This window comes from Lysobacter sp. TAB13, assembly GCF_052113885.1.
Taxonomy (GTDB): Bacteria; Pseudomonadota; Gammaproteobacteria; order Xanthomonadales; family Xanthomonadaceae; genus Lysobacter; species Lysobacter gummosus.
Window position 1 is genome coordinate 40,750 of sequence record NZ_JBFRDR010000023.1, and the last position, 25,066, is coordinate 65,815.

The window sequence follows — 25,066 nt, forward strand, 5'->3', positions numbered from 1 at the left end:
AACGGTTTGAACAAGCCCTAAGCGAAACGGAAAATCAAGGAGTACCGATCAAAATGGACGCCGATCAAATGCAGACGAACCTGTTTCGAAGCATCTTCCGCGCAGCAGCGTTGCACCGCGACCCGCGCGCGGCACGCATCATCGCCGCACTCGCCCTGGGCCTGACATTGTCGCTCCCGGCATTCGCCGCGAACACGAAACCGGCGTCCGACAAGTCCGAAACCCGCGCCGCGAATACAGCGGCCGGCACGCGGGTCGGCGGCATCGCGCCGGAGGAATGGACGGTGCGCTGGTGGCGCTGGGCGCACAGCTTTCCCGATGGCCTGACGCCGTACCAGGACACCGACGGCAGCCGTTGCGCGATGGGCCAGGACGAAGACGGCCCGGTCTGGCTCCTGGCCGGGACCGACGGCCGCTTCGACGCCAAGCGCCGCTGCCAGGTGCCGCTGGGCAAGCACCTGCTGATTCCGCTGATCAACCTGTACACCCACACCCCGCGCGTCGGCAAATACGCGACCACCTGCGCCCAGCTCAAGGCCCAGGTGGCGGTCAGCAACCGGGCCTTGGCGAGCGCGGTCATCCTCATCGACGGCAAGCCCCTGCCGCCGCCGGTGCGGCTGATTTCGCGCTGCTTCGACCCCTTCGCCGCGCAGCGCGATTCCGGCCCGCAGCAGGACGCCCAGTCCCGCCACCACGCCGCGGCCGACGGTTACTGGGCGCTGTTGCCGCCGCTGCCGCCGGGCAAGCACCGGCTGGTGGTCGGCGCCAATTACGGCACCGACAAGGATCAGGACTACGGTCGCATGATCCAGAACTTCGAATACGAGCTGCAGATCGGCGATCCGGCGATCTGAACGGCGCCGCCGCAACGGCCGGCGCGCCGCCGGGCGGGGCCAAACCGGCTGCGGGGCCGATCGGTTAGGCTGTGGGGCTGGACCGTCCGGCGCCGTTGCGCCCGGGCTTTCGCATGGAACGCGCGACCCGACCCGCACAGGACCGCCGTAGATGAACCCAGCCGCCACCGTCCCCGCCGATTCGCAGGGCAAGATGCCCCGCCAGATCGCATACATCATCGGCAACGAGGCGGCCGAGCGCTTCAGCTTCTACGGCATGCGCAACATCCTGGTGTCGTTCCTGGTCGGAACGCTGCTGCTGGCCTCGACCGAGGGCCTGGCCGAGCGCGAGCACATGGCCAAGGAAGTGTTCCACAGCTTCATGATCGGCACTTACTTCTTCCCGCTGCTGGGCGGCTGGCTGGCCGACCGTTATTTCGGCAAGTACAACACCGTCATCTGGTTCTCGCTGGTGTACTGCGCCGGCCACGCCTGCCTGGCCTTGTTCGAGCACAACCAGACCGGTTTCTACACCGGCCTGTTCCTGATCGCCTTCGGCGCCGGCGGCATCAAACCATTGGTGGTGTCGTTCTGCGGCGACCAGTTCGACCAGAGCAACAAGCACAAGGCCAAGCTGGTGTTCGATGCATTCTATTGGACGATCAACTTCGGCTCGCTGTTCGCCTCCTTGCTGATGCCGATCTTCCTGCGCGAATACGGCCCGGCGGTGGCGTTCGGCATTCCCGGCGCGCTGATGTTCCTGGCCACCTTGATCTTCTGGCTCGGCCGCAAGCGCTACGTGATGGTGCCGCCGAGCCGGGATGCGCCGGACCCGGATTCGTTCTTCAACGTCGCCCGCACCGCGCTGACCGCCAAGGTCGCCGGGCAGGGCAATCCCGGCGTGGCGGTGGCCGCGGTCGGGGTGGCGCTGGCGGCCGGCGCGCTGGCGCTGATTCCGAGCCTGGGCTTCGTCAAGAGCGCATGCATGGCGCTGGGCCTGCTGATCGGCTTCGGCGGTTACGGCGTTTCGCTGCAGCTCGAACGCGCACGCGGCAAGCATCCGGCCGCGGCGGTGGACGGCGTGCGCGCGGTGCTGCGGATTCTGATCGTGTTCGCCTTCGTGACCCCGTTCTGGTCGCTGTTCGACCAGAAGGCTTCGACCTGGGTGCTGCAGGGCCAGCGCATGGTGGTGCCGACCGAGCTGTGGTGGTGGCCGAGCTGGCTGATCTCCGGCGAGGGCGGGGCCAAGGCCGCGGCCTCGCAGATGCAGGCGATCAATCCGCTGCTGGTGATGCTGCTGATCCCGTTCAACAACCTGGTCCTGTACCCGGCCTTGCGCCGCGTGGGCTTCAACCCGACGCCGCTGCGGCGGATGGGGTTTGGTATCGCGGTCACGGGTTTGTCGTGGATCGTCGCGGCGACTATTCAGTTGTATATGGACGCCGGGCACCCCATGTCGCTGGCATGGCAGATTATTCCTTACATCTTGTTGACGTTCGGCGAGATTTTGGTCTCGGCGACGGCATTGGAGTTCGCCTACAGTCAGGCGCCGCCGTCGATGAAGGGCGTGATCATGGCGTTCTGGTATCTGACCAGCACCTTCGGCAACCTGTGGGTGATGCTGACCAACGCGGCGGTGCGCAACGACGCGGTGATCTCGCAAATCGCCTCCACCGGCCTGAGCGAGAACGCGTTCCTGATGTTCTTCTTCGCCGCGTTCGCCTTTGTCGCCGCGGCCGCGTTCGGGCTCTACGCCCGCACCTATCCGATGCAAGACCACTACCGCACGGCCTGAGCGGCCGCGCCGGACTCTCCGTGAACCTTACGAGCCAGACCCGACCATGATCACCTTCATCCTGATCGCCGTGACCGTGCTGGTGTCGTGGCAGGCGTTCGAGAAACGCCGCATCTTCGAACGCCTGGTGCTGTGGCCGCCGGGCGTGGAGCGCTTCCACCAGTACGACCGCCTGCTCACCCACGGTTTCGTGCACGCCGACTGGATGCACCTGCTGTTCAACATGATCACGCTGTACTTCTTCGGCCGCGCGGTCGAGAGCGTGTTCGCGCAGTTGGTGGGGCAGGCGATGTACGTGCTGTTCTATCTGTCGGCGATCGTGGTGGCGATCCTGCCCAGCTACCTGCGCCATCGCAAGGACGGCAGCTACGTCAGCCTGGGCGCCTCGGGCGCGGTGTCGGCGGTGCTGTTCGCCTTCGTGCTGGTCGATCCGTGGAGCTGGATCATCGTGTTCGTGATCCCGGTGCCGGCGGTGATCTACGCCATCGCCTACATCGGCTATTCCTACTGGATGGACAAGCGCGGCCGCGACAGCATCAACCACAACGCGCACCTGTCCGGCGCGATCTACGGCCTGCTGTTCGTGCTGTTGATGGAGCCGGGGCTGGGCGTGCGCTTCCTGCAGAAGCTGGCCAGTCCGAGCCTGCCGTCGTTCTTCGGCTGAGTTCCGGCGCGACCCGGGGGCCTGCGGCTATAAGACGACGGCGGCCCAGGCCGCCGTCGTTCGTTGACGCGATTCGATCGGTCCGGCGCTGCCGGACTCAGGCCGCCATCGAGCGGTCGAAGGCGTGGTCGCTCTCGCCGTAGGCGGCGGCCAGGCCGGCCTGGATCTCGGCGTCGAGTTCGCGCAGTTCGGCGTCGTCGGCTTCCCCGCCGCGGGCCAGTTCGTAGAGGCGGGCGATAACGGCGCTGGAGTGGACGTCGTCGCTGTACTGGTCGATATGCCTGGTCATCTGGAACCCCCTGCTCAGTTCTTATGTGGACTTACGCACAGTTCCACGCATATTCCGTGCCAGGGTTTTCCCTAGCTTGACGAGCGAAAAAGTGACGCGAGAGGTCAACACAGGCCGGTCATGATCAGTCGCGTGACGCGATGCGGCGACTCTCACTTCCGCTCACCCGCGCCACGATCCGGCGATGCTCACGCTCGCTCACCCGCCATGAAGGTTGCGCGTGCTAACACGGTGATCGCGTTTACGCACAGGCTGATGTGGGTACAGGGGCAGCCGCTATCATTCGCGCATTCGAAACACTTCGACGAGGAGTTAAGTATGGCGATCAAGAAAGTCGGCAAGTCCGCGGGTAAATCCGCGAAGCCCGCGGCCAAGCGCGCGGCGAAGAAAACCGCCGCGGCCAAGCCCGCCGGCAAGACCGCGGCGAAGAAGGTCGCGAGCAAGCCGGCCAAGCGCGCGGCAAGCAAGAAAAGCGCTGTAAAAAAGGCTGTGGCGAAGAAAACTGCAGGCGCCCGGAAGGCGGCGGCGAGCAAGCCGGCGGCCAAGAAGGCGGCTGCGAAGAAGGTCGCGAGCAAGAAGCCGGTTGCCAAGAAGGCCGCTGGCAAGAAAGTCGTAGGCAAGAAGTTGGTGGCGAAGAAGGCCGCGGCTAAGAAGACGAACAAGCCGGTCGCGAAGAAGAGCGCGGCGAAGAAGAGCGCGAGCAAGCAGGCCGTCGTCAAGAAGACCGCGAGCGGCAAAGTCGCGGCGAAGAAAATCGCGGCGCGCAAGCCCGCCGCCAAGCGCGTCGCGCCCAAGCCGGCCGTTCGCAAGCCGGTGCTGAAGCAGGCGGCCAAGCCGGTCGTGAACAAGCGCGCCGCGGTCAAGCCGGTCGCGGTCAAGCCGGCGCCGGGCAAGTCCGTGGTCAGCAAGAGCGCGGCCAAGCCGGTCGTCGCGAAGAAATCCGTCGCGCCGCAGGCGCAGGCGTCCAAGCCGGCCGCCAAGCCGGCGGTGACGAAGCAGACTGCCGCGTCGGCGGCGAAGAAGACTGTGAGCAAGCCCGCCGCGCAACCGGCGGCGCCCAAGCCGGCCGCACCGGCCGCAGCGAAGCAAGTCGCGCCGAAGCCCGCGAAGCCGGCCCCGGCCGCGCCGCCGGCGGCATCGGAACCGGCCAAGTCCAAGCCCGTGTCCAAGCGCGCTCAGCCGACGCCGTCGGCCACCGCCGCGGTCGCGGCGACGCCGGCTCCGGCCGATCTGTTCCAGGACCAGGCCGCGGCCGCGCCGAGCAAGCCCAAGGCCCAACGCAAGCCCAAGCCCAAGGCGGAAGCGCCGTCGGCGGTGCCGGCCGGTTCGCTGGCGGCCGCGGCGGTGGCGTCGGAATCGGCCGCGCCCGCGCTGTTGCCGGAGTCGCATGAGTCCAAGCCGCAAGCCGCGGCCGGCAGCGTCGCCGCTCAAGGCGCGGCGCAGACCGCGATCGAGGCCGAAGGCGACGCCCCCGAGGCTCGCAAGGCCGACGTTGCGCCGCAGCGCGAAGACGAAGCGGCGAACGATGCCGAAGACGAAGCCGCGGCGGGCGCATCGGCCGACGACAGCGACGACGACGGTTCCGACGATGAAGGCAGCGGCGGCGGCGAGCACACCGGCGGCGGTTCCCACATCACCCCGGAACAGGCGCTGGAAAACACCCGTCGCTTGCTTGAAGCCAAGCAGGAGCAGGCGCGTGGGGCGCAGCCGTGGCAGCAGCTCGATTCGCACCACGGCCACGTGCCGCAGCCCGGCCCGCAGTCGGAGAGCGCGGCGCAGAAGGCCGGCGAACTGCACGCGGCCGAGAGCCGGATGGACGCGATCCAGGGTTCCAACAGCACCCAGGACCGGCACAATCAGGGCAAGCGCGACAACCGCTGAGCGCCCAAGCCGGAATCGCCGCCGCGCGGTGGTTCCGGCATCGCTCCCTCTATCGCACAGGACCGTTCAATGGCCGTTTCCGTACAACACGAACCGCAGTCGCAGCGTTTCACCGTCGAGGTCGACGGCGTGCAGGCGCTGCTCGAATATCAGATGCGCGGCGATCAGCTCGTCATCACCCACACCGGCGTGCCCGAAGCGATTGGCGGCCGCGGCATCGCCAGCGATCTGGTCAAGGCCGCGTTCGAATATGCGCGCGGCGCGGGCTATAAGGTCCGTCCGGCCTGCTCGTACGCGGCCGCTTGGGCCGAGCGGCATGCGGAGTATTCGCAGCTGCTGGCTTGAGGGCAGGCGCTGACCGTTGCCCCCTTTGGAAAAGGGGGCGGCGCCCGGTGCAAGCTTCAGATACAGACGAATCGGTAGCGGGGGGATTTGCTCTTCGCAGGCAAAAGCAAATCCCCCCTGGCCCCCCTTTTTCAAAGGGGGGAATCCTCAGGGTTACAAGGCTGGCGCTGACCGTTGCCCCCTTTGAAAAAGGGGGCGGCGCCCGGCGCAAGCCCAGATGCAGACGAATCGGTAGCGCGGGGGATTTGCTCTTCGCGGGTAAAAGCAAATCCTCCCTGGCCCCCCTTTTTCAAAGGGAGGAATCCTTCGGGTGAGAGTATTGAGGTCGGGCAGGGGCGCCGTCGGCGCGATCCATCCCCCCGTGCGACGCCCAAAACCCCCGCCGGATGAATCGATCCGCGCAAAAACCGCCCCGCGACGCCCCCGCGCTCGCCAATCCGCGGCGTCTGTGCCAGCCTACGCGCCCCCCGACATCCCGCCGGCCGGTTTTCCGGCATGCTTCCGCCATGCGCCTGAACAAACACATCAGCGACACCGGTTTCTGCTCCCGCCGCGAGGCCGACGGCTTGATCGCCGAAGGACGGGTCACCGTCAACGGCATCCGCGGCCGCGTCGGCAGCGAGGTGGGCGAGGGCGACGAGGTCCGCATCGACGGCGAGATCGTGCGCGCGCGCGTGGCGGTCAAGGGCAAGCGCCAGCATGTCTATATCGTCCTCAACAAGCCGGTCGGCGTGGTCTGCACCACCGAGTCCACGGTCAAGGACAACATCGTCGATTTCGTCGGCCACGACCGCCGCATCTTCCCGATCGGCCGCCTGGACAAGGATTCCGAAGGCCTGATCCTGATGACCAGCAACGGCGACATCGTCAACGAGATCCTGCGCGCCGAGAACAAGCTGGAAAAGGAATACCTGGTCGCGGTGAACCACGAGGTCACGAACGAATTCCTGCGCGGCATGAGCCGCGGCGTGCCGATCCACGGCCAGACCACGCTGCCGTGCAAGACCGGCAAGCTGGGCCGCTTCGGCTTCCGCATCGTGCTGGTGCAGGGCCTCAACCGGCAGATCCGCCTGATGGCCGCGCACTTCGGCTTCCGGGTCAAGCAACTGCTGCGCTCGCGCATCGGCAACGTCAAGCTCGGGCACCTCAAGCCGGGTCAATGGCGCAATCTCACCGACGCCGAACTGCAGGGCCTGCTGCCGCATCGCAGCGAGTGGTGAACAGATCCACAACCCGCGGCTGAGCGGCCGCGACCGCAAGGCCCAGCGGTCCGCGATCTAGATGTGGACGTCACGCATTGCGCGATAATGTCGCGCGAAACATCCAATGGACGTCCGACTAAAAGGATTGCTGCATGAAGCGCGTCACCGCCGTCTGTCTGCTTGCCCTGGCCCTGGCGGCCTGCAAGAAGGAAGCCACGCCGCCGCCGGCCGCGACCGCGCCGGCCGTCACGCCCGGAACCGCTCTGCCGGCGCCGGTCGCGACCGACGCCGGACCGGTCGAGCTCAAGGAAGTGGTCGAAACCACGCCCAACTACGTGGTCGGCATCACCTACAACACCAAGGCCGCCCAGTACCCGGGGCTGGCGCGCGAGCTCAAGCACTACGCCGATAACGCGCGCAGCGAACTCATCGAGGCCGCCAACGGACGCACCGCCAAGGAAAACCCCTCGCCGTACGAGCTGTCGCTGACCTTCGACGACGTCGTCGATGCGCCCGACATGGTCGCGGTGTCCGCCGACGGCAGCAGCTACACCGGCGGCGCCCATGCCGCGCCGCTGATCGCGCGCTTCGTCTGGCTGCCCAAGCAGAACAAGCTGCTCAAGGCCGAGGAACTGATTCCGGACAAGGCCGGCTGGGACGCGGTCTCGCGTTTCGTGCGCGAGCAACTGCACTCGGCGCTGTCGCAGCGCATCGACGCCGACGATCTGGCCCCGGCCGTGCGCGCCGAGCAGATCGAGACCGGCGGCCGCATGATCGACGACGGCACCGCCGCCGATCCGGCCAACTTCGCCATGTTCGAACCGATGCGTTCGGCCGACGGCAAGCTCAGCGGCCTGAAGTTCGTGTTCGCGCCGTACGAAGTCGGCCCGTATTCGGACGGCACGCAGATGGTCGAGGTGCCGGCCGCAGTGTTGCTGCCGCATCTGGCGCCGGCGTATCGGCCGCTGTTCGTCGGCGGGGCCTGAGTTCGGCCTTGAGCAGTCCCTTCTCCCGCTTGCCACCCAAGGTGACTTCCTTCGGGGCGCGGGAGAAGGTGCCCGGAGAGCCTGCCCCCGCGGAGGCGGGGGGCGGATGAGGGAGGCCGCGTCGGACTCCGCCGCCTCCTCTGCCCCTGAGCAGGAATGATCAGAAACGCAACTCAGCGTTCGCCAAAAACCACACGATTCGGCACATCGCCCCAGGCCGCATTTGTTATCGTGCGGCCATGCGCAAACACCGCGCAGCGCGGCGCCGCAGCACCGGACGCCGCGACAGGAACCTCGTCTCAGGACGAGCGCGCAACGCTTCACATCGGCGCAGCGCAAGCCGTAACGCACCGCACTTCACCGACCCCCGATCGAGGCCGTCATGCCCCTGGCGTCGCTGCGTAAACGAGTCGAAGGTCTGCTGGCGCTGGCCGATGTGCGCATCGGCGGCGACCGGCCCTGGGACATCCAGGTCGAAGACGACGAATTCTATGTGCGCGTGGTCGCGCAGGGTTCGCTCGGGCTCGGCGAAACCTACATGGACGGGAGCTGGCACGCGCCGGCGCTGGACGAACTGCTGGTGCGGCTGCTGCGCGCGCACGTGGACGAGCAGGTGCACGGCTGGGCGGCGATCCTCGACGGCCTGCGCGCGCACCTGATCAACCTGCAGAGCCACCGCCGCAGCTTCACCGTCGGCGAGCGCCACTACGACCTGGGCAACGATCTGTACCGGGCCATGCTCGGCAAGCGCCTGGTCTACAGCTGCGGCTACTGGCGCGACCGGCAGGGCCAGTCCCTGCGCGATCTGGATTCGGCCCAGGAGGCCAAGCTCGATCTGGTCTGCCGCAAGCTCGGCCTCAAGCCGGGCATGCGCGTGCTGGACATCGGCAGCGGTTGGGGCGAGGCGCTGAAATTCGCCGCCGAGCGCTACGGCATCGTCGGCGTCGGCATCACCGTGTCGCACGAGCAGGCCGAGTTCGCCCGCGATCTGTGCAAGGGCCTGCCGATCGAATTCCGCCTGCAGGATTACCGCGACCTCGACCAGCGCTTCGACCGCATCTTCTCGCTGGGCATGTTCGAGCACGTCGGGGTCAAGAACTACGACAGCTACTTCGACGTCGCCCTGCGCTGCCTGGACCGCGACAGCGCCGACGGCGGCCTGTTCCTGCTGCACACCATCGGCGGCAACCGTTCGGTGACCCATACCGATCCGTGGATCGCCAAGTACATCTTCCCCAATTCGATGCTGCCCTCGGCGCGGCAGATCGCCGAACACGCCGAAGGCCGGTTCGTGATCGAGGACTGGCATAACTTCAGCGCCGACTACGACCTGACCCTGCAGGCCTGGCGCGACAACGTCGAGCGCGCCTGGGAGCAACTGGACGCGCGCTACGACGAGCGCTTCCGGCGCATGTGGCGGTTCTATCTGGCCGCTTCGATGGCGACCTTCCGCAGCCGGCACGCGCAGCTGTGGCAGTTGGTGCTGTCGCCGGAAGGCGTGCCGGGTGGGTATGTCGCACCGCGGTAGGTTGCGATCGGCCAGCAGTCGCAGCCCGCTCAAAGCCGTCATTCCCGCGAACGCGGGAATCCAGTGTCTTTACGCGAACTGGCACGAAAGTCGCTGGATTCCCGCGTTCGCGGGAATGACGGGTCAAACAAGAGTAACGAGTGGGTGACGTACTAAAACAGGAAAGCCGGGCCACCGAAACAGCAGCCCGGCCGTCGCCTCAACCCTGCTGCTCCAGCGCCAGCTTCGAATGCCGGATGCCGTAAGCGAAATACACCAGCAGCCCCAGCGACACCCAGATCACGAAGATCAGCCAGGTGATCGCCGCCAGCTCCGACAGCAGCCAGATCGAGAAGCCGATACCGATGATCGGGATCACCGGCACCAGCGGCGTGCGGAACGAGCGGTGCAGGTCCGGCTTGCGCACGCGCAACACCCACACCGACGCGCAGATGATGATGAAGGCCGAAAGCACGCCGATGTTGACCAGCTTGGCGACCTCGCCGATCGGCAGGAAGCCGGCGACCAGCGCGGTGAACACGCCCAGCACGATGGTCGGACGATGCGGGGTGCCGTACTTGGGATGGATCTTGGCGAACCAGCCCGGCAGCAGGCCGTCGCGCGACAGCGAGAACCAGATCCGCGCCGCGCCCAGCATGAAGGCGAACAATACGCTGGCGATGCCGATCACCGCCGAGAACGCGATCGCCTTCGCCACCCACGGCAGGCCCAGCGCGGCGAAAGCATCCGACACCGGCGCGTCGCCGTTGAGCTTGGAGTAGTGGGCGATGCCGGTCAGCACCAGCGACACCGCCAGGTACAGCACCATCGACACGCCCAGCGACAGCAGCACCGCGCGCGGCAGATCGCGTTGCGGGTTCTTGGATTCCTCCGCCGCCGTGGTCAGGGTGTCGTAGCCGAACACCGCGAAGAACACCACCGCCGCGGCGGTGCCGACGCCGGCGAAGCCGAAGTGGCCGACGCCGTTGGCATCGACCACGCGCTCGGGAATGAACGGAACCCAGTTGGCGGTGTCGATGTAGAACACGCCCACGCCGATCACCAACAACACCGCGACGATCTTGATCGCCACCACCAGCGTATTGAAGCGCGCGCCCCACTCGGTGCGGAACACCAGCAGCGCCGACACGGCCAGGGTGACGCCGGCGGCGATAACGTTGAACACGCGGCCTTCGCCGGTGCCGATCGCGCCTTGCGCCCACACCGGAAGATGGATGCCCATGCCTTCGAGCAGAACCTGCACGTAGCCGGACCAGCCGATCGCCACCACCGCGACGATCAAGGCGTACTCCAGCAGCAAATCCCAGCCGATCAGCCATGCCGCCAGTTCGCCCAGGGTCGCGTAGCTGTAGGTGTAGGCGCTGCCGGTGACCGGGATCATCCCGGCGAACTCGGCGTAGCACAGCGCCGCCGCGGCGCTGGCGATGCCGGCGATCAGGAAGGCCAGGGCGACCGCCGGGCCGGCGTTCTCCGCGGCCTGATGTCCGGCCAGCACGAACACGCCGACGCCGATGATGCCGCCGATACCGATCGCGGTGAGCTGCCATAACCCCAGCACGCGCCGGAAGTCCGAGCGTTTTCCCGCTTCGGCTTGCAACTGTTCCACCGACTTGTGCCGCAGGATCTTGGCAACCAGGCTCATCGAGCGCTCCTTCCGAATGACCGCCGCATCATAGCGGCTGTGCGGGCGCGCGGCGGACGGTGGCGCATGGAGGCACCTTTCGGCCGCGGTGGCGGGCCGGACGCTTCACGCACCCCGGCCGGCGGACGTTGTGGTGGAAGCGAGGCCGGCCGCGGCGATCGTGCCCAGGCACGGCGCGACGCAGCACGGCTTCGCGCCGGGCGCCGCAGGCGCTGCGGCCATCGAATGCGGACACCGCAGGAGGTTCTATGCCGTACCAGTTCGTCAACGACGTCAATCCCAAGAAGATTCAAAAGCTCGCCAACCCCGTGCAGGCGGATGGGGTGATCGAGCAGATTTCCGCGCTGGCCGAGGAGACCGAGCCGGTGAACGGCGATCAGGTCAATCAGTGGCTGGGTCTGCTCGCAGGCGACGAGATCCTCGCGCAAAAGGTCAAAGGCAGCGTCAATACGATCGAGGTGTACCCGGGCGGCAAGGGCAGTCCGGACCGCATCTTCATCACCGCCGGCGGCGGAACCGTCACCGTGGTCGCGGTCGGCGAAGCCAGTCACAAGTGATCGGCGCGGGCGACGGCCCGGTTGCGGGTCGTCGCGCGGGCCCGCCTGCCTGTCATGCGGTCGCGGCAGACTGAAGCGGCGGCGCCTGGCCGCCGCTCTCTGGCCCTGTACGACGAGGTAGGATCCCGCAATGCCGCACTTTCATCTCCCGACCCGGCCGAGCCTGCGCCGGTCGCTGGCCGCGCTGGCGCTGTGCGCCGCGAGCGCCGCCCACGCTTCCGCTCCCACGCCCGCGAAGACGCCGATGACCGACCGAGCCACCGTCCTGGGCCAGCAGGGCCTGATCGTGATCGCCCATCGCGGCGCCAGCGGCTACCGCCCCGAGCACACGCTCGAGGCCTACCGCCTGGCGATCCAGCAGGGCGCCGACTTCATCGAACCCGACCTGGTCGCGACCCGCGACGGCGAACTGGTGGTGCGCCACGAGAACGAGATCTCCGGCACCACCGACGTCGCCGACCATCCCGAGTTCGCCGATCGCAAGACCAGCAAGACCATCGACGGCGAGAAACTCACCGGCTGGTTCACGGAGGATTTCACCCTCGCCGAACTCAAGACGCTGCGGGCGAAGGAGCGCATCGCGCAGATCAGGCCGGGCAACACCCGCTTCGACGGGCAGTTCCCGATCGCCACGTTCAAGGAAGTGATCGCGCTGGCCAAACAGGAGAGCCGCGACGGCCGCGTCATCGGCATCTATCCGGAAACCAAGCACCCGACCTGGTTCGCCAGCGAAGGCACGCACCTGGACGGATCGCCGATCCACATATCGCTCGGCGAGAAGCTGGTCGCCACGCTGGTGGCGGAAGGTTTCACCGATCCGGGGCGGGTGTATATCCAGAGTTTCGAAGTCGCCAACCTGATCGAACTCAAGCAGCGCATCCTGCCCAAGGCCGGCATCGACCTGCCGCTGGTGCAGTTGTATGGCGATTTCGAGCGCGACCGGCCCTACGATTTCGTCTACAACGCCGGCCATAAGGCCGATCTGGACGCGATTTACGGCGGACTGATCGCGGCGATTCCCGGCGGCATCGACGCCAAAACATCGTTCGCGGCGCTGACCGAAACCGCGGCCTTGACCTGGATGAAGGCGAACTACGCCGCAGGCCTGGGGCCGTCCAAGAGCAGCGTGATCCTGCGCGCGCCGTTGCCGGCCAAGCGCGATGCCGACGGCGACGGCCGTGCGCTGTTGAGCACGCGCAACACCGGTTTCATCCATCCGGTGCTGGGCCGCGCGCTGGCGCTGGGGTTGCAGGTGCACCCGTACACGCTGCGCGCCGAAGAGCCGTTTCTGACCCAGACCGCCAACGGCGTCGATCAGAGCGCGCTGGGCGAGGCGCTGCAGCTGTATTCGCTGGGCGTGCAGGGGTTCTTTATCGACCAGCCGGATATTGGCGTGGCGGCGCGCAAGCTGTTCCTGGAGCAGAGCCGGATCGCGCCGGTCAAGGCGCCTTGAGGTTAGGGTGCGGCGCGAACTGAGCCGAAAGCATCGGGCCTGAAGGGCCCTCCCACAAAAGACCTCGGCGCTTCGCGAGCGTCGTGGCCGATGGGTTTGTTGTGGGAGGGCCCTTCAGGCCTGATGCTTTTCGCTCAGCCACCGCGTTCGCTACCCCGAACACGAACCAGCGAACACCAAGCCAATACACAGCGCCGAAATCTTTTGTGGGAGGGCCCTTCAGGCCCGATGCTTTTCGCTCAGCTGCCGCGTTCGATACCCCGAACACGAACCAGCGAACACCAAGCCAATACACAGCGCCGAAGTCTTTTGTAGGAGGGCCCTTCAGGCCCGATGCTTTTCGCTCAGCCACCGCGTTCGCTACCCCGAACACGAACCAGCGAACACCAAGCCAATACACAGCGCCGAAATCTTTTGTGGGAGGGCCCTTCAGGCCCGATGCTTTTCGCTCAGCCGCCGCGTTCGATACCCCGAACACGAATCAGCGAACCATCAAGCCAACGCCGCCTGCAACGTAGCCCCACAATCGGCCTGCAACTTCAAAGTCGCGATCTCATCCGCCCGCGTCACCCCGCGATTGAGCAGCGCCAACGGCAACCCGGCCTCGCGCGCCGCGCGGGCGAAGCGGAAACCGGAATAGACCATCAGCGAGGAGCCGACCACCAGCATCGCGTCGGCTTCGGCCAGGGACTGCTGCGCCGCCGCCACCCGCGCGCGCGGAACGTTCTCGCCGAAAAACACCACATCGGGCTTGACCATGCCGCCGCACTGCGCGCACACCGGCGTGTGGAAACGGTCGAAGTCCAACCCTTGCAGATCGGCGTCGCCGTCGGGCAGGGCGGCCGCGTCCAGGCCGACCCAGTCGGGATTGCGTTGCGCCAGTTCCTGCTGCAAAGCTTCGCGCGCCAGCCGCGCGCCGCAATCCAGGCAGATCACTTCGTCCAGGCAGCCGTGCAGATCGACCACCTCGAGGCTGCCGGCCCGCGCGTGCAGGCCATCGACGTTCTGCGTCACCAGCGCATGATCGGGTTCGCGCTGCTGCCAGCGCGCCAGCGCGTCGTGTCCGGCATTGGGCCGCGCGCCGGAGAACGACGGCCAGCCGACGAAGCTGCGCGCCCAGTAGCGCGAACGCGCGCGCGCATCGCCGACGAAGGCGCGTAGGTCGATCGGCGGCTTGCGCTGCCAGGCGCCGCTTTCGTCGCGGTAGTGCGGAATCCCTGAGTCGGTGCTGATGCCGGCGCCGGTCAGCACGAATACCCGGCGGTGCGGGCGCAGCCAGTCGTAGAGCGCTTGCGCAGCGGTGTGGGTGTCGTGGGCGGCGGAGGAATTCATGCGGGCGGCGATGGCTGGCGTCGATTCACGGCTCTGAGATGGCGGCGAAGGGGCGGCGATCCAAGGGCAAGCCCGGAACGCACGGTTGCGCGCCCGGCGCCGTCGATCCGCGTCCGGCGTATTGAGGATAACGGCGCAGGCGCGGCATCCGGCCGCGCCCGCCCCGGAAAACAAGAAGGCCGCCCGGATCGCTCCGGGCGGCCTGGCTGCCCGCGAGCCGAAGCTCGTGGGCCGCCGGGGGGAGGTCCCTGTGCAGCGGCATGCCGCTGCCATTACCAGACGATGCCCGCGCCGACCGTGACGCCGACATCGCCCCTGGAGTTGCTGTTGCCCGACAGCTTGTAGACGTAGCGGCCATCCTCGGTGATGGTCGAGATGCCGATCGCGAAACCGGTCTCGCCGCGGAAGCTGCTCGCCGCGATCGCCGCCATGCTCTTGCCCGGCATGTACGACTGCGGCAGGCCCGCGACCGCCATCGCCGAGGCGACGCCGGCGCTGGCCTTGTCGTCCAGCTGGCCGATCTCGCGGCGCAGGCTGTTGCCCCAGTTGTCGGTGTAGGTGTTGGACACGGTGATCGCGCGGTTCACGCCTTCGTTGAGCTGCTGCACGTTGACCGCGTCGGTGTTGGACACGCCGGCGTGGACGTTGCGGATGGTGACCGACGCGCCGCCGTTGTTGAGGGTGACCTGGCTGTTGTTGACGCTGCCATCGACGTTGGTGTCGTAACGCACCGTGCCGTTTTGCGAGGCTTTGAGCTGGGCGACGTTGACCGCGTCGTTGTCCAGACTGCCGGCGGCGACGTTGACGACCTGGCGCTGTTGCCCGGCGTTGCCGACCGAGACCGTGTTGGCGCGATCGGCCACCGCGCCCTGACCCAGCGCGACCGCTCCGGCCGCGCTGACGCTGGCGCCTTCGCCGACCGCGACGGCGTTGGTGGCGCCGGCCGCGATGGTGGTGTTGGCGCCGACCGCGGTGCTGCCGTCGGCGTTGACGCGGGCGTTGCCGCCGATCGCGGTGTCGTTGGCGCCGGCCGCGTAACTGTCGCCGCCGATGGCGGTGGCGTGATTGCCGCCCGCGCTGGAACTGGCGCCGACCGCGACGCCGCGCGAGCCGGCCGCGACCGAGGCGTTGCCGGTGCCGTCGATGGCGATGCGCGGATCGGGCGTGCTCGCCGGCGGCAGGTTGTCGATGCGGTTGTTGATGTTGGTCAGGCTGGCATCGACGGCGGCGAAGGCGGCGCCCACGTTCTGGTAGCCGCTGCCTTGCACGGTGAAGGTCGGCACCCCGAAGACGCCGCCGTTGAACAGCGCGCCGCCGCCGAAGATCGAGGCCAGGTCGGTGCCGATGGTGTGCAGCTGCCCGCCGTTGACCGCTTCCAGGCTGCCGGCGCCGATCTGGCCGTTGGCGAGGTTGCCAAGCACGGTGCCGGTACCGGCCGGGCCGCGCAGGGTGATGTTGCCGTAGTCGGGATTGCCGGCGCCGTCGTCGTCGTATTGCACGGCGAAGGCGTTGGCGCCGTTGATGTTGCCGTCCAGCGCGGTCAGCGCCGAGCCGACATCGTTGTAGGTGTTGCCGCCGATCAGATAATTCGGCGCGGTGAAGGTGCCGCCGGCGTTGAACACCGAGCCGCCGCCGAACAGATTGGCGATCGAGGTGCCCAGGCCGAAGATCTGCCCACCGTTGACGCCCTGCAGGCTGCCGGCGGCGATCTGGCCGTTGGCGAGGTTGTCGAGCACGGTGCCGGTGCCGGCCGGTCCGCGCAGGGTGATGTTGCCGTAATCGGGATTGCCGGCGCCGTCGTCGTCGTATTGCACGGCGAAGGCGTTGCCGGTGCTCTGGCCGCTGTCGAGCGCGGCCAGCGCGGCGCCGACGTTGTTGTAGCCGGTGCCGCCGATGACGTAGTTGGGCGCGGTGAAGGTCCCGCCGGCGTTGAACGCGGCGCCGCCGCCGAACACCGCAGCGGTGGCGCTGCCGACGGCGAAGATCTGCCCGCCGTTGACCGCCTCCAGGCTGCCGGCGGCGATCTGGCCCGCGGCCAGGTTGCCGATCAAGGTGCCGGTGCCGGCCGGGCCGCGCAGGGTGATCGCGCCGTAGTTGGGATTGCCGGCGCCGTCGTCGTTGTACTGCACGGCGAAGGCGTCGGCGTTGGCCAGGCCGGTGTCGATCGCGGCCAGGGCCGAACCGACGTTGTTGTAGCCGTTGCCTTCGATGACGTAGTTCGGCGCGGTGATCGTTCCGTCCACCGCCACCGCGGCGCCGCCGCCGAGATGTTGCGCGTTGGACTGGCTGATCGCGAACAACTGACTGCCGTTCACGGCCTGGGTGCTGCCGGCGGTGATCAGGCCGGCGCGCAGATTGGAAACGGTGGTGCCGCCCGCTCCTTGCAGGGTGACGTTGGCGAAGTCCGGAACGCCGCCCAGGTCGTTGTACTTGACCGAGAACGGGTCCGACGCCGCGGTGGACAGCGCGCCCTGCAACTGCGCGAGGTTGACCGCATCGGTGCCGTTGCTGCCGGCGGCGACGTTGGTGAGCTTGCGGGTGGCGCCGGCCGAGCCGATCGAGACTTCGCCCGAGGACGTCTGCGGCGCGACCAGGCCGAAGGCGGCATAGGCGGCCTGCGCGCCGATCGAAGTGGAGGAACCGGCGCCGAGCGCGACGCTGTTGGCGTGTGTGGAGGTCGCGCCGAAGCCGAGGATGGTCTGGCGATTGGCGTTGCCGAAGCTGTTGTCGCCGATCACCACCGAATTGCCCAGGCGCGCGGCGTAGTTGGTGTCGGGACCGCCGGTGAAGCCGGCCGCGGCGGCGGTGATGGTGGGCAACTGGTGGCGCGCGTTGGTGCCCATCACGATAGTGTTGGAGCCGTTGGCGTAGCTGCCGTCGCCGATGATGGTCTGGTTGTTCTGCGCCGCGTTGGTGCGCCAGGTGCAGGCCAGGCCGATGATCACGCACGAAGCGCTGTTGTTGTTGCCGGTGTAGTTGCTGTCCTGGAACTGGATGTAGCTGTCGGACTGCACCGCGCCGATCAAGGTCAGATGGTTGGCCGGCTGGTTGCCGTCCAGATCGAGCACGTTCGGCGCCTGCACCAGATTGAGGATCAGCGACAGGTACGAGTAATTGAAGTTGGCGCGGTCGATGGTCAAACAGCCCGAACCGAGCAGGCCGCAGGCCTGGTAGTCGTTGCCCAGCAGCCAGTTGCTCAGGTAGGCGCTGATGCCGGGCAGGGTGTTGTTCAAGGCCGGCGGCGGTTCGATCACGCTCATCGGCGAGACCATGCCGCCGTCGAAGGCGCTGGCCGAGCTCCAGGTGTCGCGATTGGGAATGCCGTCGAACACCAGCGGCAGCAGCGGCGCTTCGCTGTCGAGCGCCTGATCGCTGGTGGCGGATTCTTCGCCGCTGTCGGCGGCCGGCTGGGATTCAACGCTTTCGACATCCGGCAAGGCGCCGGCGGCGAGTTCGGCCGCGGTCGCGGGCAGGGTAGTCATGCCGATGGCTATGCACCAACTCAACACCGATGCGCGCAAGAGTGTCGCGCGTGCCGACGTGGAAGAGGTGGACGTGTGCTTGCGTTGGTTCGTGTCGAGCCTGGTCATGACAGCCTCCGTCTGCGTGTGCGGTAGGCCGATAGGCATTCGATGGGATTGAGCGCATGCGAAAGCTGTTGCAACCGATCTGGATCGATGCGGTCCAGATGATGTCCCCCGTCCCCCGACGCCTTGGCTGCCGTGTTCGCTGGCACGATCAGCCCTCGGCGATCGCAGGCTAGGCGCGTGAATCACGCAACACACTCACCACCGCTCACGCCAAATCGCGGCGCGCGCGAGCGAAAAAAAAACGGCGGCCGGTGAGGCCGCCGTCTTGCGTTCAAGCATCGTGATGCGCCCTGCGGCGCTGAATGGTTCAGTTGTTGGCGCGGATGATCGTGCACAGGTAACCCATGCCGCGCACCGCGCGCAGCGGCAACGGCAGCGGGCTCATCACCGCCACTTTCTTGCGCAGCCGATAGATCAGCATCTCCAGACGGTGCGGATCGAAGTCGTAGACGTCGCTGGTCAGCGATCCGATCAGGCTGTCGTGCGAGACCGGATGGCCGCCGGCGCCGGTGTTGACCAGGCGCATCAACACGCTGCGTTCGGGCGCGCTCAGGTCGATCGAAGCGCCGTCGGGCGTGCGCAGCGTCCAACCGTCCAGGGCCAGTTCCCAATCCGGCTGTCCGGCGCTGGCGCGGGTGGGCATCGCGCGCATGTGGTGCTGGAGGCTGTGCATGGCGGTGATCACCGCGGCCAGGCCGTCGAGATCGACCGGCTTGGCGAAGCAAGCGTCGGCGAAATCGTGGAACGACTCGGACTGACCGCCGTTGGCGATGTCGGCGTCGAGCATGACGATGCCGATGTCGGAGTGTTGGCGCAGATGCAGCGCCACGGTGCGTGGATTGTCGTCGGGCAGATCGCTGGCGATGACCGCGATGTCGCACGGCGCGCTGAGCAGGCTGCGGTAGAGCGCGGTGGCGTTGGCGCATTCGACGATCGCGAACTGGCGCATCTGCAGCGAATGCAGAATCTGCTGGCGCAGATTCGGGTCGCGTTCGACTACAGCGATGCGGCGGTTGTTGCGGTTGTCGGCGGAGTGGTTCGAACTGCCGGAATGAACTGCTGAGATAGCGGCCATCCTGATGTCCCCTGTTGATCGAACTCCAAGCTGTTTTCTTATGGAAACAGTGCCGTCGATATCCAATATCAGGTTAATGGGGCTCCCTTGAAACCTAATGTGACATAGATCGGGCTTCACAAAAAGCGGGGAAATAATATGGAACTAAATATCAATATTTAGATCGAGATAACGAATCGGGTGTGCCCTATGTGGCCTCAAACGCAGAAAAGGCCGCCCACCGGACAGGTGGACGGCCTTTTTTGTTAAGACCGGTCGGGTCGGGCTGAATTATTTATTCTTCGAGCCCTTGGCCGGCGCCGGCGCGGTCAGGCCGCGGCGTTCCAGTAGCGGTTGAATCTGCGGATCGTGGCCGGAGAAGTCCCGGAACAGCTGCAGGGCGTCCTTGCTGCCGCCGCGCGAGAGCAGGGTGGCGCGGAAGCGGTCGCCGTTCTCGCGGGTCAGGCCGCCATGCTGCTTGATCCATTCCACGGTATTGGCGTCGAGCACCTCCGACCAGATATAGGCGTAATAACCGGCCGCGTAGCCGCCCATGATGTGGCTGAAATACGGGGTGCGGTAACGCGGCGGGACCGGCGGGTAGTAGATACCGTCTTTCTTCAGCGAGGCGGTTTCGAAGGCCATCACGTCCTTGGGCGCCGGAATCTGGCCGACGTCGCCGATCTGGTGATAGTTCTGGTCCAGCATCGCCGCGCCCAGATACTCGGTGGTGGTGAAGCCCTGGTTGAACTTGGACGCCGCCAGCACCTTGTCCAGCAGTTCCTTCGGCATCGGCGTGCCGGTCTGGTAATGCTTGGCGTAGTTGGCCAGCACCGACGGCCAGTCGGCCCACATTTCGTTGACCTGCGAGGGGAACTCGACGAAGTCGCGCGGCACGCTGGTGCCGGAGAAGTACGGGTACTTCACGTTCGAGAACATGCCGTGCAGGGCATGGCCGAACTCATGGAACATGGTGGTGACCTCGTCCCAGGTCATCAGCGTCGGCTTGCCGGCCGGCGGCTTGGGGATATTGAGGTGGTTGGCCACGACCGGCAGGGTGCCGAACAGTTCGGACTGCTCCACGTAGGAGTTCATCCAGGCGCCGCCGCGCTTGCTGTCGCGGGCGTACATGTCGGCGATGAAGATCGCCAGCTGCTTGCCGTTGGCGTCGAACACGTCGTAGGCGGTGACGTCGTCGCGGTACAGCGGCAGGTCGGTGCGCTGCTTGAACTTCAGGCCGTAGAGCTGGCCGGCGGCGTAGAACACGCCGTTTTCCAGCACGTTCTTCATCTCGAAGTAGGGCTTGAGCTCGGCTTCGTCGAAGGCGAACTTTTCCTTGCGCACCTTCTCGGCGTAGAACGCCCAGTCCCAGGGTTCGAGCTGGAAGCTCTTCTCGCCCTTGGCGGCCTGTTCCTTGTCGATCATCGCCTGCAGGTCGGCCGCTTCGCGCTTGGCGTTGGCGACCGCGGCCGGGGCGAGCTGGCCGAGCATCTTGTTGACCGCTTCGGGGTTCTTCGCGGTTTCGTCTTCCAGCACGTAGGCCGCATAGTTCGGGTAACCCATCATCTTGGCGCGCTCGGCGCGCAGGGTGACGACCTTGGACACGATGGCGGTGTTGTCGTACTGGTTGCCGCGGCTGCCGCGCACGATCGAGGCCTTGTGCAGCTTCTCGCGCAGGGCGCGGTTGGTCAGATCGGTTTCCGGCGGCTGGCCGGTGGTGTTGAGCAGGGTCAGCAGGTACTTGCCTTCCAGCTTGCGGCCCTTGGCGGCCTCGGCGGCGGCGGCGATGCGCTCTTCCGACAGACCGGCCAGTTCTTCCTTGGTATCGACGACGATCGCCGATTCCTTGACCTCGGCCAGCACGTTCTTGCTGAACTTCGCGCCCAGCTCGGCCAGTTCGGCGTTGATCGCCTTGAGCCGGGTCTTCTGCGCGTCGTTCAGATTGGCGCCGCTGCGCACGAAGTCGGAGTAGTAACGCTCGACCAGGCGCACGCCCTCGGCGTCCAGGCCCAGCTTGTCGCGCTGGTCGTACAGGCTCTTGATCCGCGCGAACAGCTTCGGGTTCAGCGAGATCGCGTCGCGGTGCGCGGCCAGCTTGGGCGCGTATTCCTGCTGCAGGTTCTCGCGGGTCGGATTGGTGTCGGTGCCGGTGAGGTTGAAGAAGGTCGCGCCGGCGCGGCTGAGGATCTGGCCCGAGCGCTCCATCGCCAGGATGGTGTTGTCGAAGCTCGGGGCGTCGGCGTTGTTCGCGATCGCCTCGATTTCCTTGATCTGATCGGCCATGCCGCGATCGAAGGCCGGAGCGAAGTCGCTGTCCTTGATCTTGTCGAACTGCGGGAAGTGCAGCGGCAGCGGGCTGAGCTGGAAGAACGGGTTCGCGCTGGATGCGGCGGCGGTCGAGGCAGTGGTCTGGGTCACGGCTTTGTCGGTCTTCGTCTGGGCCTGGGCATTGTGGGCCAGGCCCGGCACGGTGGCGATCAGGGCCACGGCCAGGGCCACGGCGAGGGGATGCTTCATCGTACGAACCTCGTCAAAAGGGACCTGGAAGCCTACCCGATGGGGGCCACAGGAGCCCCTGACGAAAGGCATGGGGTCGGGTTTCGGAATGGGGGATTCGGCAAAGCCGGCGAATTCCCGGATGCCGCCGCTCCGCTTTTTCGAATCCCCAATCCCGGCCCCATGACCATCTGCCCGGGAACCGCCGCGGCCGCCGGTTTACACTCCGGCGATCTTCACGCCGGGAGAGGGCGGATGCGCAGCGCCATTGCAGGAAGCAGGCCATGACTACAGCGAGCGCACGCGCCTTCGTACCCCTGGTCCACGTCGCCAGCCTGCCGCGGGCGATCGACTTCTACGCGGTGTTCGGCTTCCGCGTCGGCGACGTCCACCACGAGCCCGGCAGCGGCGAAGACCCGGTCTGGGCCTGGCTGGAAAGCCCGGGCGGCGCGCAGTTCATGCTGGTCAAGGCCGACGCCCCGATCGACGACACCGTCCAGGGCGTGCTGTTCTACATCTATTGCGACGATGTCGCGGCGATGCGCGAACGCGTGCTCGCCGCCGGCGTGCAGGCCGGCGAGATGGCCTATCCGTTCTACCGACCCAAGGGCGAGTTCCGGGTCAGCGACCCGGACGGCTACGTCCTGATGATCACCCACCACGACGATTGATTCCGCACTTTTCTTATTGCCCGGAGCCGTACCCGATGAATGCAGCGCGTCTGAAATCCACCGCAGGCCGCGCATTCGCGCGAGTGCTGTTGCCGAGCCTGTTGCTGGGCCTGTCCACCACCGCGCTGGCGGCGCAGACCACGCGCTACCTGGCACTGGTCGATGGCGGCAAACAGGCCGGTCACCAGATCGTCAACGTCGCCGACGACGGCACCACCACGGTCGATTACATCTTCAAGGACAACGGCCGCGGCCCCGAGCTCAAGGAAACCTACACGCTCGGCAAGGACGGGACGTACCAGACCTACACCGTGCAGGGCACCTCGACCTTCGGCGCCAAGGTCGATGAAAGCTTCAAGCGCGAAGGCGCGCAGGCCCGCTGGAAATCGCTCTCCGATTCGGGCGAGATCAAACTCGACGGCGCCGGTTTGTACTCGCCGCTGGGCGGCACGCCGGCCGGCGTGTCGGTGATGATCAACGCCCTGAACCAGCGCAGCGACGGCAAACTGCCGCTGCTGCCTGTCGGCACTTTGAGCATGAGCAAGCTCGCCCAGGCCCAGGTCAGCCGCGACGGCAAGAGCCAGACCGTGGAGTTGGTCGCGCTGAGCGGGCAGGGCTTCTCGCCCAGCTTCGCCTGGGTCACCACCGGCGCCAATCCGCGCCTGTTCGCCTTCATTTTCCCCGGCTCTCTGCAGTTGATCGAAGACGGCTGGCAGGGCAACGCCGCCGCGCTGGAAGCGCAGCAGAAAACCGCCGAGGGCAAGTTGCTGGTCGATCTGCGCAAGCAACTGGGCCACTCCTTCGCCGGCACCACGCTGCTGCGCGATGTGCGGGTGTTCGACAGCGAGCACGCCAAACTCGGCGCCGCCACCGACGTCGTAATCGCCGACGGCAAGATCGTCTCGGTCGGCAAGGCCGGCAAGGACGTAAAGGCCGCTCGCGTCGTCGACGGCGGCGGCAAGGTGCTGATGCCGGGGTTGTTCGACATGCACGGGCATCTGTCGCGCTGGGACGGCGGCCTCAACATCGCCGCGGGCGTGACCACCGTGCGCGACATGGGCAACGACAACGCGACCTTGCAGCAGATGATCGCCGAAGGCGAAGACGGCACGCTGATCCTGCCGCGCGTGGTGCCGGCCGGCTTCATCGAGGGCGAGAGCCAGTATTCGGCGCGCAACGGCTTCGTGATCAAGAACCTGGACGAAGCCAAGAAGGCGGTGGACTGGTATTCGGACCACGGTTATCCGCAGATCAAGATCTACAACTCGTTCCCGAAGGACGTGCTGCGCGACACCGTCGCCTACGCGCACGGCAAGGGCATGCGCGTGAGCGGCCACGTGCCGGCGTTCCTGCGCGCGCAGGACGTCGTCGATCAGGGCTTCGACGAAATCCAGCACATCAATCAGCTGATGCTGAATTTCTTCGTCGACGACAAGACCGATACGCGCACGCTGCAGCGCTTCTATCTGGTCGCGGACAAGACCGCGGGCCTGGATTTCGATTCCAAGCCGGTGCAGGACTTCATCGCGACCCTGGCGAAAAAGCAGATCGCGATCGATCCGACCCTGGCGACGTTCGAGTTCCTGCATCAGCGCAACGGCGAGTTGTCGCCGATCGTGGCCGGTATCGAAGGCCATCTGCCGCCGGACGTGCAGCGCCTGCGCCGCTCGGCCGAGATGGACATCCCCGACGACGCCACCGCCGCGCGTTACAGCAAGTCCTACGACAAGATGGTCGAGTTCGTCGGCCGCGCCTACAAGGCCGGCGTACCGCTGCTGGCCGGCACCGACGAAGTGCCGGGTTTCACCTTGCAGCACGAACTGGCCTTGTACGTGCGCGCCGGCCTGACCCCGTCGCAGGCGCTGCAGGTCGCGACCTGGAACGCGGCCAAGGTCGCGCGCGTGATCGACGACCGCGGCTCGGTGACGCCGGGCAAGCGTTCGGACCTGATCCTGATCGACGGCGACCCGACCACCGATATCGGCGATATCCGCAAGGTGTCGCTGGTGCTGCGCGGTGATACGGCGTTTTATCCGAATGAGGTTTATCAGGCGCTTGGGGTGAAGGCGTTCGCGGCGCCGGCTAAGGTGACGGCGGCGAAGTAAACCTGTGTTGGTTTCGGCGGGTGCTAACCGGCCCGCGCCAATCAAGTCGAACCGAATCCCACCCGAAGGATTCCCCCCCTTTAAAAAAGGGGGGCAGGGGGGATTTGCTCTTCCGCGAACCATCCGACAGATCGCAACCACCGGCAAAGCAAATCCCCCGGGCTGTGGGACGTTGGTCTTCGGTCAACAACGCCGGGCGCTCGCCCCCTTTTTCAAAGGGGGCAATGGTTCGGGGCTTCGGTTGAGCCGAATCCAGGTGCCGGTACGGCCACCAAGCCCACGCCAATCAAGCCGAATCGAATCCAACCCGAAGGATTCCCCCCTTTGAAAAAGGGGGGCAGGGGGGATTTGCTCTTCCGCCATCCACCCGACAGACCGTAACCACCGGCAAAGCAAATCCCCCGCGCTGCAAGGCGCGGGCTTCGGTCAGCGACGCCGGGCGCTTGCCCCCTTTTTCAAAGGGGGCAACGGTTTGTGCGGCTTCGGTTGGCACGAAAAGCTCCGCCCCAGAGCACCAAAAAACCCATTCGAGCACGGACTCTTTAATGATTTGGTAACATTCGCCGGTCAATGAGCCGACCACGGCGCGGGCAGGTCCGCGTCCCGACCGTCAAGGGACGGTCCGATCGCCCATCGCCGTCAG

18 protein-coding genes are annotated in these 25,066 nt (G+C 66.6%); 12 read left to right on the forward strand and 6 right to left on the reverse strand.

Annotation, left to right across the window (positions count from 1 at the left end):
* Positions 1-53 precede the first annotated feature (53 nt).
* The 3 genes from AB4Y92_RS21190 to AB4Y92_RS21200 all read left to right on the forward strand — a co-directional run bounded on the left by AB4Y92_RS21190 (position 54) and on the right by AB4Y92_RS21200 (position 3,292).
* Positions 54-854: a hypothetical protein gene (locus AB4Y92_RS21190; RefSeq protein ID WP_441821467.1), complete on the forward strand. Its 801-nt coding sequence runs from the start codon at positions 54-56 to the stop codon at positions 852-854.
* Positions 855-1,005: 151 nt separating this feature from the next.
* Positions 1,006-2,628, forward strand: coding sequence for a POT-type proton-dependent oligopeptide transporter (locus AB4Y92_RS21195; RefSeq protein WP_441821468.1), 1,623 nt, complete (start codon positions 1,006-1,008; stop codon positions 2,626-2,628).
* Positions 2,629-2,674: 46 nt separating this feature from the next.
* Complete coding sequence (locus tag AB4Y92_RS21200; RefSeq protein WP_441821469.1) at positions 2,675-3,292, forward strand: rhomboid family intramembrane serine protease; 618 nt, start codon at positions 2,675-2,677, stop codon at positions 3,290-3,292.
* Between the two features lie 97 nt (positions 3,293-3,389).
* Here AB4Y92_RS21200 and AB4Y92_RS21205 read toward each other — a convergent pair whose 3' ends face one another.
* Positions 3,390-3,581, reverse strand: coding sequence for a hypothetical protein (locus tag AB4Y92_RS21205; protein WP_441821470.1), 192 nt, complete (start codon positions 3,579-3,581; stop codon positions 3,390-3,392).
* A gap of 318 nt (positions 3,582-3,899) precedes the next feature.
* Here AB4Y92_RS21205 and AB4Y92_RS21210 point away from each other — a divergent pair, with 318 nt between their 5' ends.
* From AB4Y92_RS21210 to cfa, 5 genes are all read left to right on the forward strand, one after another.
* A complete protein-coding gene (locus tag AB4Y92_RS21210) occupies positions 3,900-5,462 on the forward strand; it encodes a hypothetical protein (RefSeq protein WP_441821471.1) in 1,563 nt (520 codons plus the stop codon).
* Positions 5,463-5,531: 69 nt separating this feature from the next.
* The gene (locus AB4Y92_RS21215) at positions 5,532-5,807 is read left to right on the forward strand and encodes a GNAT family N-acetyltransferase (RefSeq protein ID WP_057943388.1); all 276 of its coding nucleotides are present in this window, start codon (positions 5,532-5,534) and stop codon (positions 5,805-5,807) included.
* A 506-nt stretch (positions 5,808-6,313) separates the two neighbouring features.
* Positions 6,314-7,027 (forward strand): pseudouridine synthase, encoded by a 714-nt coding sequence (locus AB4Y92_RS21220; RefSeq protein WP_057943387.1) that lies wholly within the window; start codon positions 6,314-6,316, stop codon positions 7,025-7,027.
* 134 nt (positions 7,028-7,161) lie between these two features.
* Positions 7,162-7,995, forward strand: coding sequence for a hypothetical protein (locus tag AB4Y92_RS21225; protein ID WP_441821472.1), 834 nt, complete (start codon positions 7,162-7,164; stop codon positions 7,993-7,995).
* 382 nt (positions 7,996-8,377) lie between these two features.
* Positions 8,378-9,523: a cyclopropane fatty acyl phospholipid synthase gene (gene cfa / locus AB4Y92_RS21230; RefSeq protein WP_441821473.1), complete on the forward strand. Its 1,146-nt coding sequence runs from the start codon at positions 8,378-8,380 to the stop codon at positions 9,521-9,523.
* 199 nt (positions 9,524-9,722) lie between these two features.
* Here cfa and AB4Y92_RS21235 read toward each other — a convergent pair whose 3' ends face one another.
* A complete protein-coding gene (locus AB4Y92_RS21235; RefSeq protein WP_441821474.1) occupies positions 9,723-11,165 on the reverse strand; it encodes an amino acid permease in 1,443 nt (480 codons plus the stop codon).
* Positions 11,166-11,413: 248 nt separating this feature from the next.
* Here AB4Y92_RS21235 and AB4Y92_RS21240 point away from each other — a divergent pair, with 248 nt between their 5' ends.
* Both AB4Y92_RS21240 and AB4Y92_RS21245 read left to right on the forward strand, forming a co-directional pair.
* Complete coding sequence (locus AB4Y92_RS21240) at positions 11,414-11,722, forward strand: hypothetical protein (RefSeq protein ID WP_441821475.1); 309 nt, start codon at positions 11,414-11,416, stop codon at positions 11,720-11,722.
* A 130-nt stretch (positions 11,723-11,852) separates the two neighbouring features.
* Positions 11,853-13,175: a glycerophosphodiester phosphodiesterase family protein gene (locus AB4Y92_RS21245; RefSeq protein WP_441821476.1), complete on the forward strand. Its 1,323-nt coding sequence runs from the start codon at positions 11,853-11,855 to the stop codon at positions 13,173-13,175.
* Positions 13,176-13,667: 492 nt separating this feature from the next.
* Here AB4Y92_RS21245 and AB4Y92_RS21250 read toward each other — a convergent pair whose 3' ends face one another.
* The 4 genes from AB4Y92_RS21250 to AB4Y92_RS21265 all read right to left on the reverse strand — a co-directional run bounded on the left by AB4Y92_RS21250 (position 13,668) and on the right by AB4Y92_RS21265 (position 21,668).
* Entirely contained in the window at positions 13,668-14,507 is an 840-nt protein-coding gene (locus tag AB4Y92_RS21250; RefSeq protein WP_441821477.1) for an NAD-dependent protein deacetylase, read from the reverse strand.
* A 272-nt stretch (positions 14,508-14,779) separates the two neighbouring features.
* Positions 14,780-17,989 carry a YadA family autotransporter adhesin gene (locus AB4Y92_RS21255; protein WP_441821478.1) on the reverse strand — a complete coding sequence of 1,070 codons (3,210 nt, stop codon included), beginning with the start codon at positions 17,987-17,989 and terminating at the stop codon, positions 14,780-14,782.
* A gap of 415 nt (positions 17,990-18,404) precedes the next feature.
* Complete coding sequence (locus AB4Y92_RS21260) at positions 18,405-19,172, reverse strand: response regulator transcription factor (RefSeq protein ID WP_441821479.1); 768 nt, start codon at positions 19,170-19,172, stop codon at positions 18,405-18,407.
* Between the two features lie 270 nt (positions 19,173-19,442).
* A complete protein-coding gene (locus AB4Y92_RS21265) occupies positions 19,443-21,668 on the reverse strand; it encodes a M3 family metallopeptidase (RefSeq protein WP_441821480.1) in 2,226 nt (741 codons plus the stop codon).
* Between the two features lie 263 nt (positions 21,669-21,931).
* Here AB4Y92_RS21265 and AB4Y92_RS21270 point away from each other — a divergent pair, with 263 nt between their 5' ends.
* Positions 21,932-22,318, forward strand: a complete 387-nt coding sequence (locus AB4Y92_RS21270) for a VOC family protein (protein WP_235114326.1) — start codon at positions 21,932-21,934, stop codon at positions 22,316-22,318.
* 35 nt (positions 22,319-22,353) lie between these two features.
* Positions 22,354-24,423 carry an amidohydrolase family protein gene (locus AB4Y92_RS21275; protein ID WP_441821481.1) on the forward strand — a complete coding sequence of 690 codons (2,070 nt, stop codon included), beginning with the start codon at positions 22,354-22,356 and terminating at the stop codon, positions 24,421-24,423.
* Positions 24,424-25,066 lie beyond the last annotated feature (643 nt).

Coding starts and splice junctions, on each gene's coding strand:
- AB4Y92_RS21210 (WP_441821471.1), top strand. CDS start 3,900: ATGGCGATCAAGAAAGTCGGCAAGTCCGCGGGTAAATCCGCGAAGCCC.
- AB4Y92_RS21220 (WP_057943387.1), top strand. CDS start 6,314: ATGCGCCTGAACAAACACATCAGCGACACCGGTTTCTGCTCCCGCCGC.
- AB4Y92_RS21265 (WP_441821480.1), bottom strand. CDS start 21,668: ATGAAGCATCCCCTCGCCGTGGCCCTGGCCGTGGCCCTGATCGCCACC.
- AB4Y92_RS21255 (WP_441821478.1), bottom strand. CDS start 17,989: ATGACTACCCTGCCCGCGACCGCGGCCGAACTCGCCGCCGGCGCCTTG.
- AB4Y92_RS21260 (WP_441821479.1), bottom strand. CDS start 19,172: ATGGCCGCTATCTCAGCAGTTCATTCCGGCAGTTCGAACCACTCCGCC.
- AB4Y92_RS21250 (WP_441821477.1), bottom strand. CDS start 14,507: ATGAATTCCTCCGCCGCCCACGACACCCACACCGCTGCGCAAGCGCTC.
- AB4Y92_RS21195 (WP_441821468.1), top strand. CDS start 1,006: ATGAACCCAGCCGCCACCGTCCCCGCCGATTCGCAGGGCAAGATGCCC.
- AB4Y92_RS21225 (WP_441821472.1), top strand. CDS start 7,162: ATGAAGCGCGTCACCGCCGTCTGTCTGCTTGCCCTGGCCCTGGCGGCC.
- AB4Y92_RS21215 (WP_057943388.1), top strand. CDS start 5,532: ATGGCCGTTTCCGTACAACACGAACCGCAGTCGCAGCGTTTCACCGTC.
- AB4Y92_RS21270 (WP_235114326.1), top strand. CDS start 21,932: ATGACTACAGCGAGCGCACGCGCCTTCGTACCCCTGGTCCACGTCGCC.
- AB4Y92_RS21240 (WP_441821475.1), top strand. CDS start 11,414: ATGCCGTACCAGTTCGTCAACGACGTCAATCCCAAGAAGATTCAAAAG.
- AB4Y92_RS21235 (WP_441821474.1), bottom strand. CDS start 11,165: ATGAGCCTGGTTGCCAAGATCCTGCGGCACAAGTCGGTGGAACAGTTG.
- AB4Y92_RS21245 (WP_441821476.1), top strand. CDS start 11,853: ATGCCGCACTTTCATCTCCCGACCCGGCCGAGCCTGCGCCGGTCGCTG.
- cfa (WP_441821473.1), top strand. CDS start 8,378: ATGCCCCTGGCGTCGCTGCGTAAACGAGTCGAAGGTCTGCTGGCGCTG.
- AB4Y92_RS21200 (WP_441821469.1), top strand. CDS start 2,675: ATGATCACCTTCATCCTGATCGCCGTGACCGTGCTGGTGTCGTGGCAG.
- AB4Y92_RS21205 (WP_441821470.1), bottom strand. CDS start 3,581: ATGACCAGGCATATCGACCAGTACAGCGACGACGTCCACTCCAGCGCC.
- AB4Y92_RS21190 (WP_441821467.1), top strand. CDS start 54: ATGGACGCCGATCAAATGCAGACGAACCTGTTTCGAAGCATCTTCCGC.
- AB4Y92_RS21275 (WP_441821481.1), top strand. CDS start 22,354: ATGAATGCAGCGCGTCTGAAATCCACCGCAGGCCGCGCATTCGCGCGA.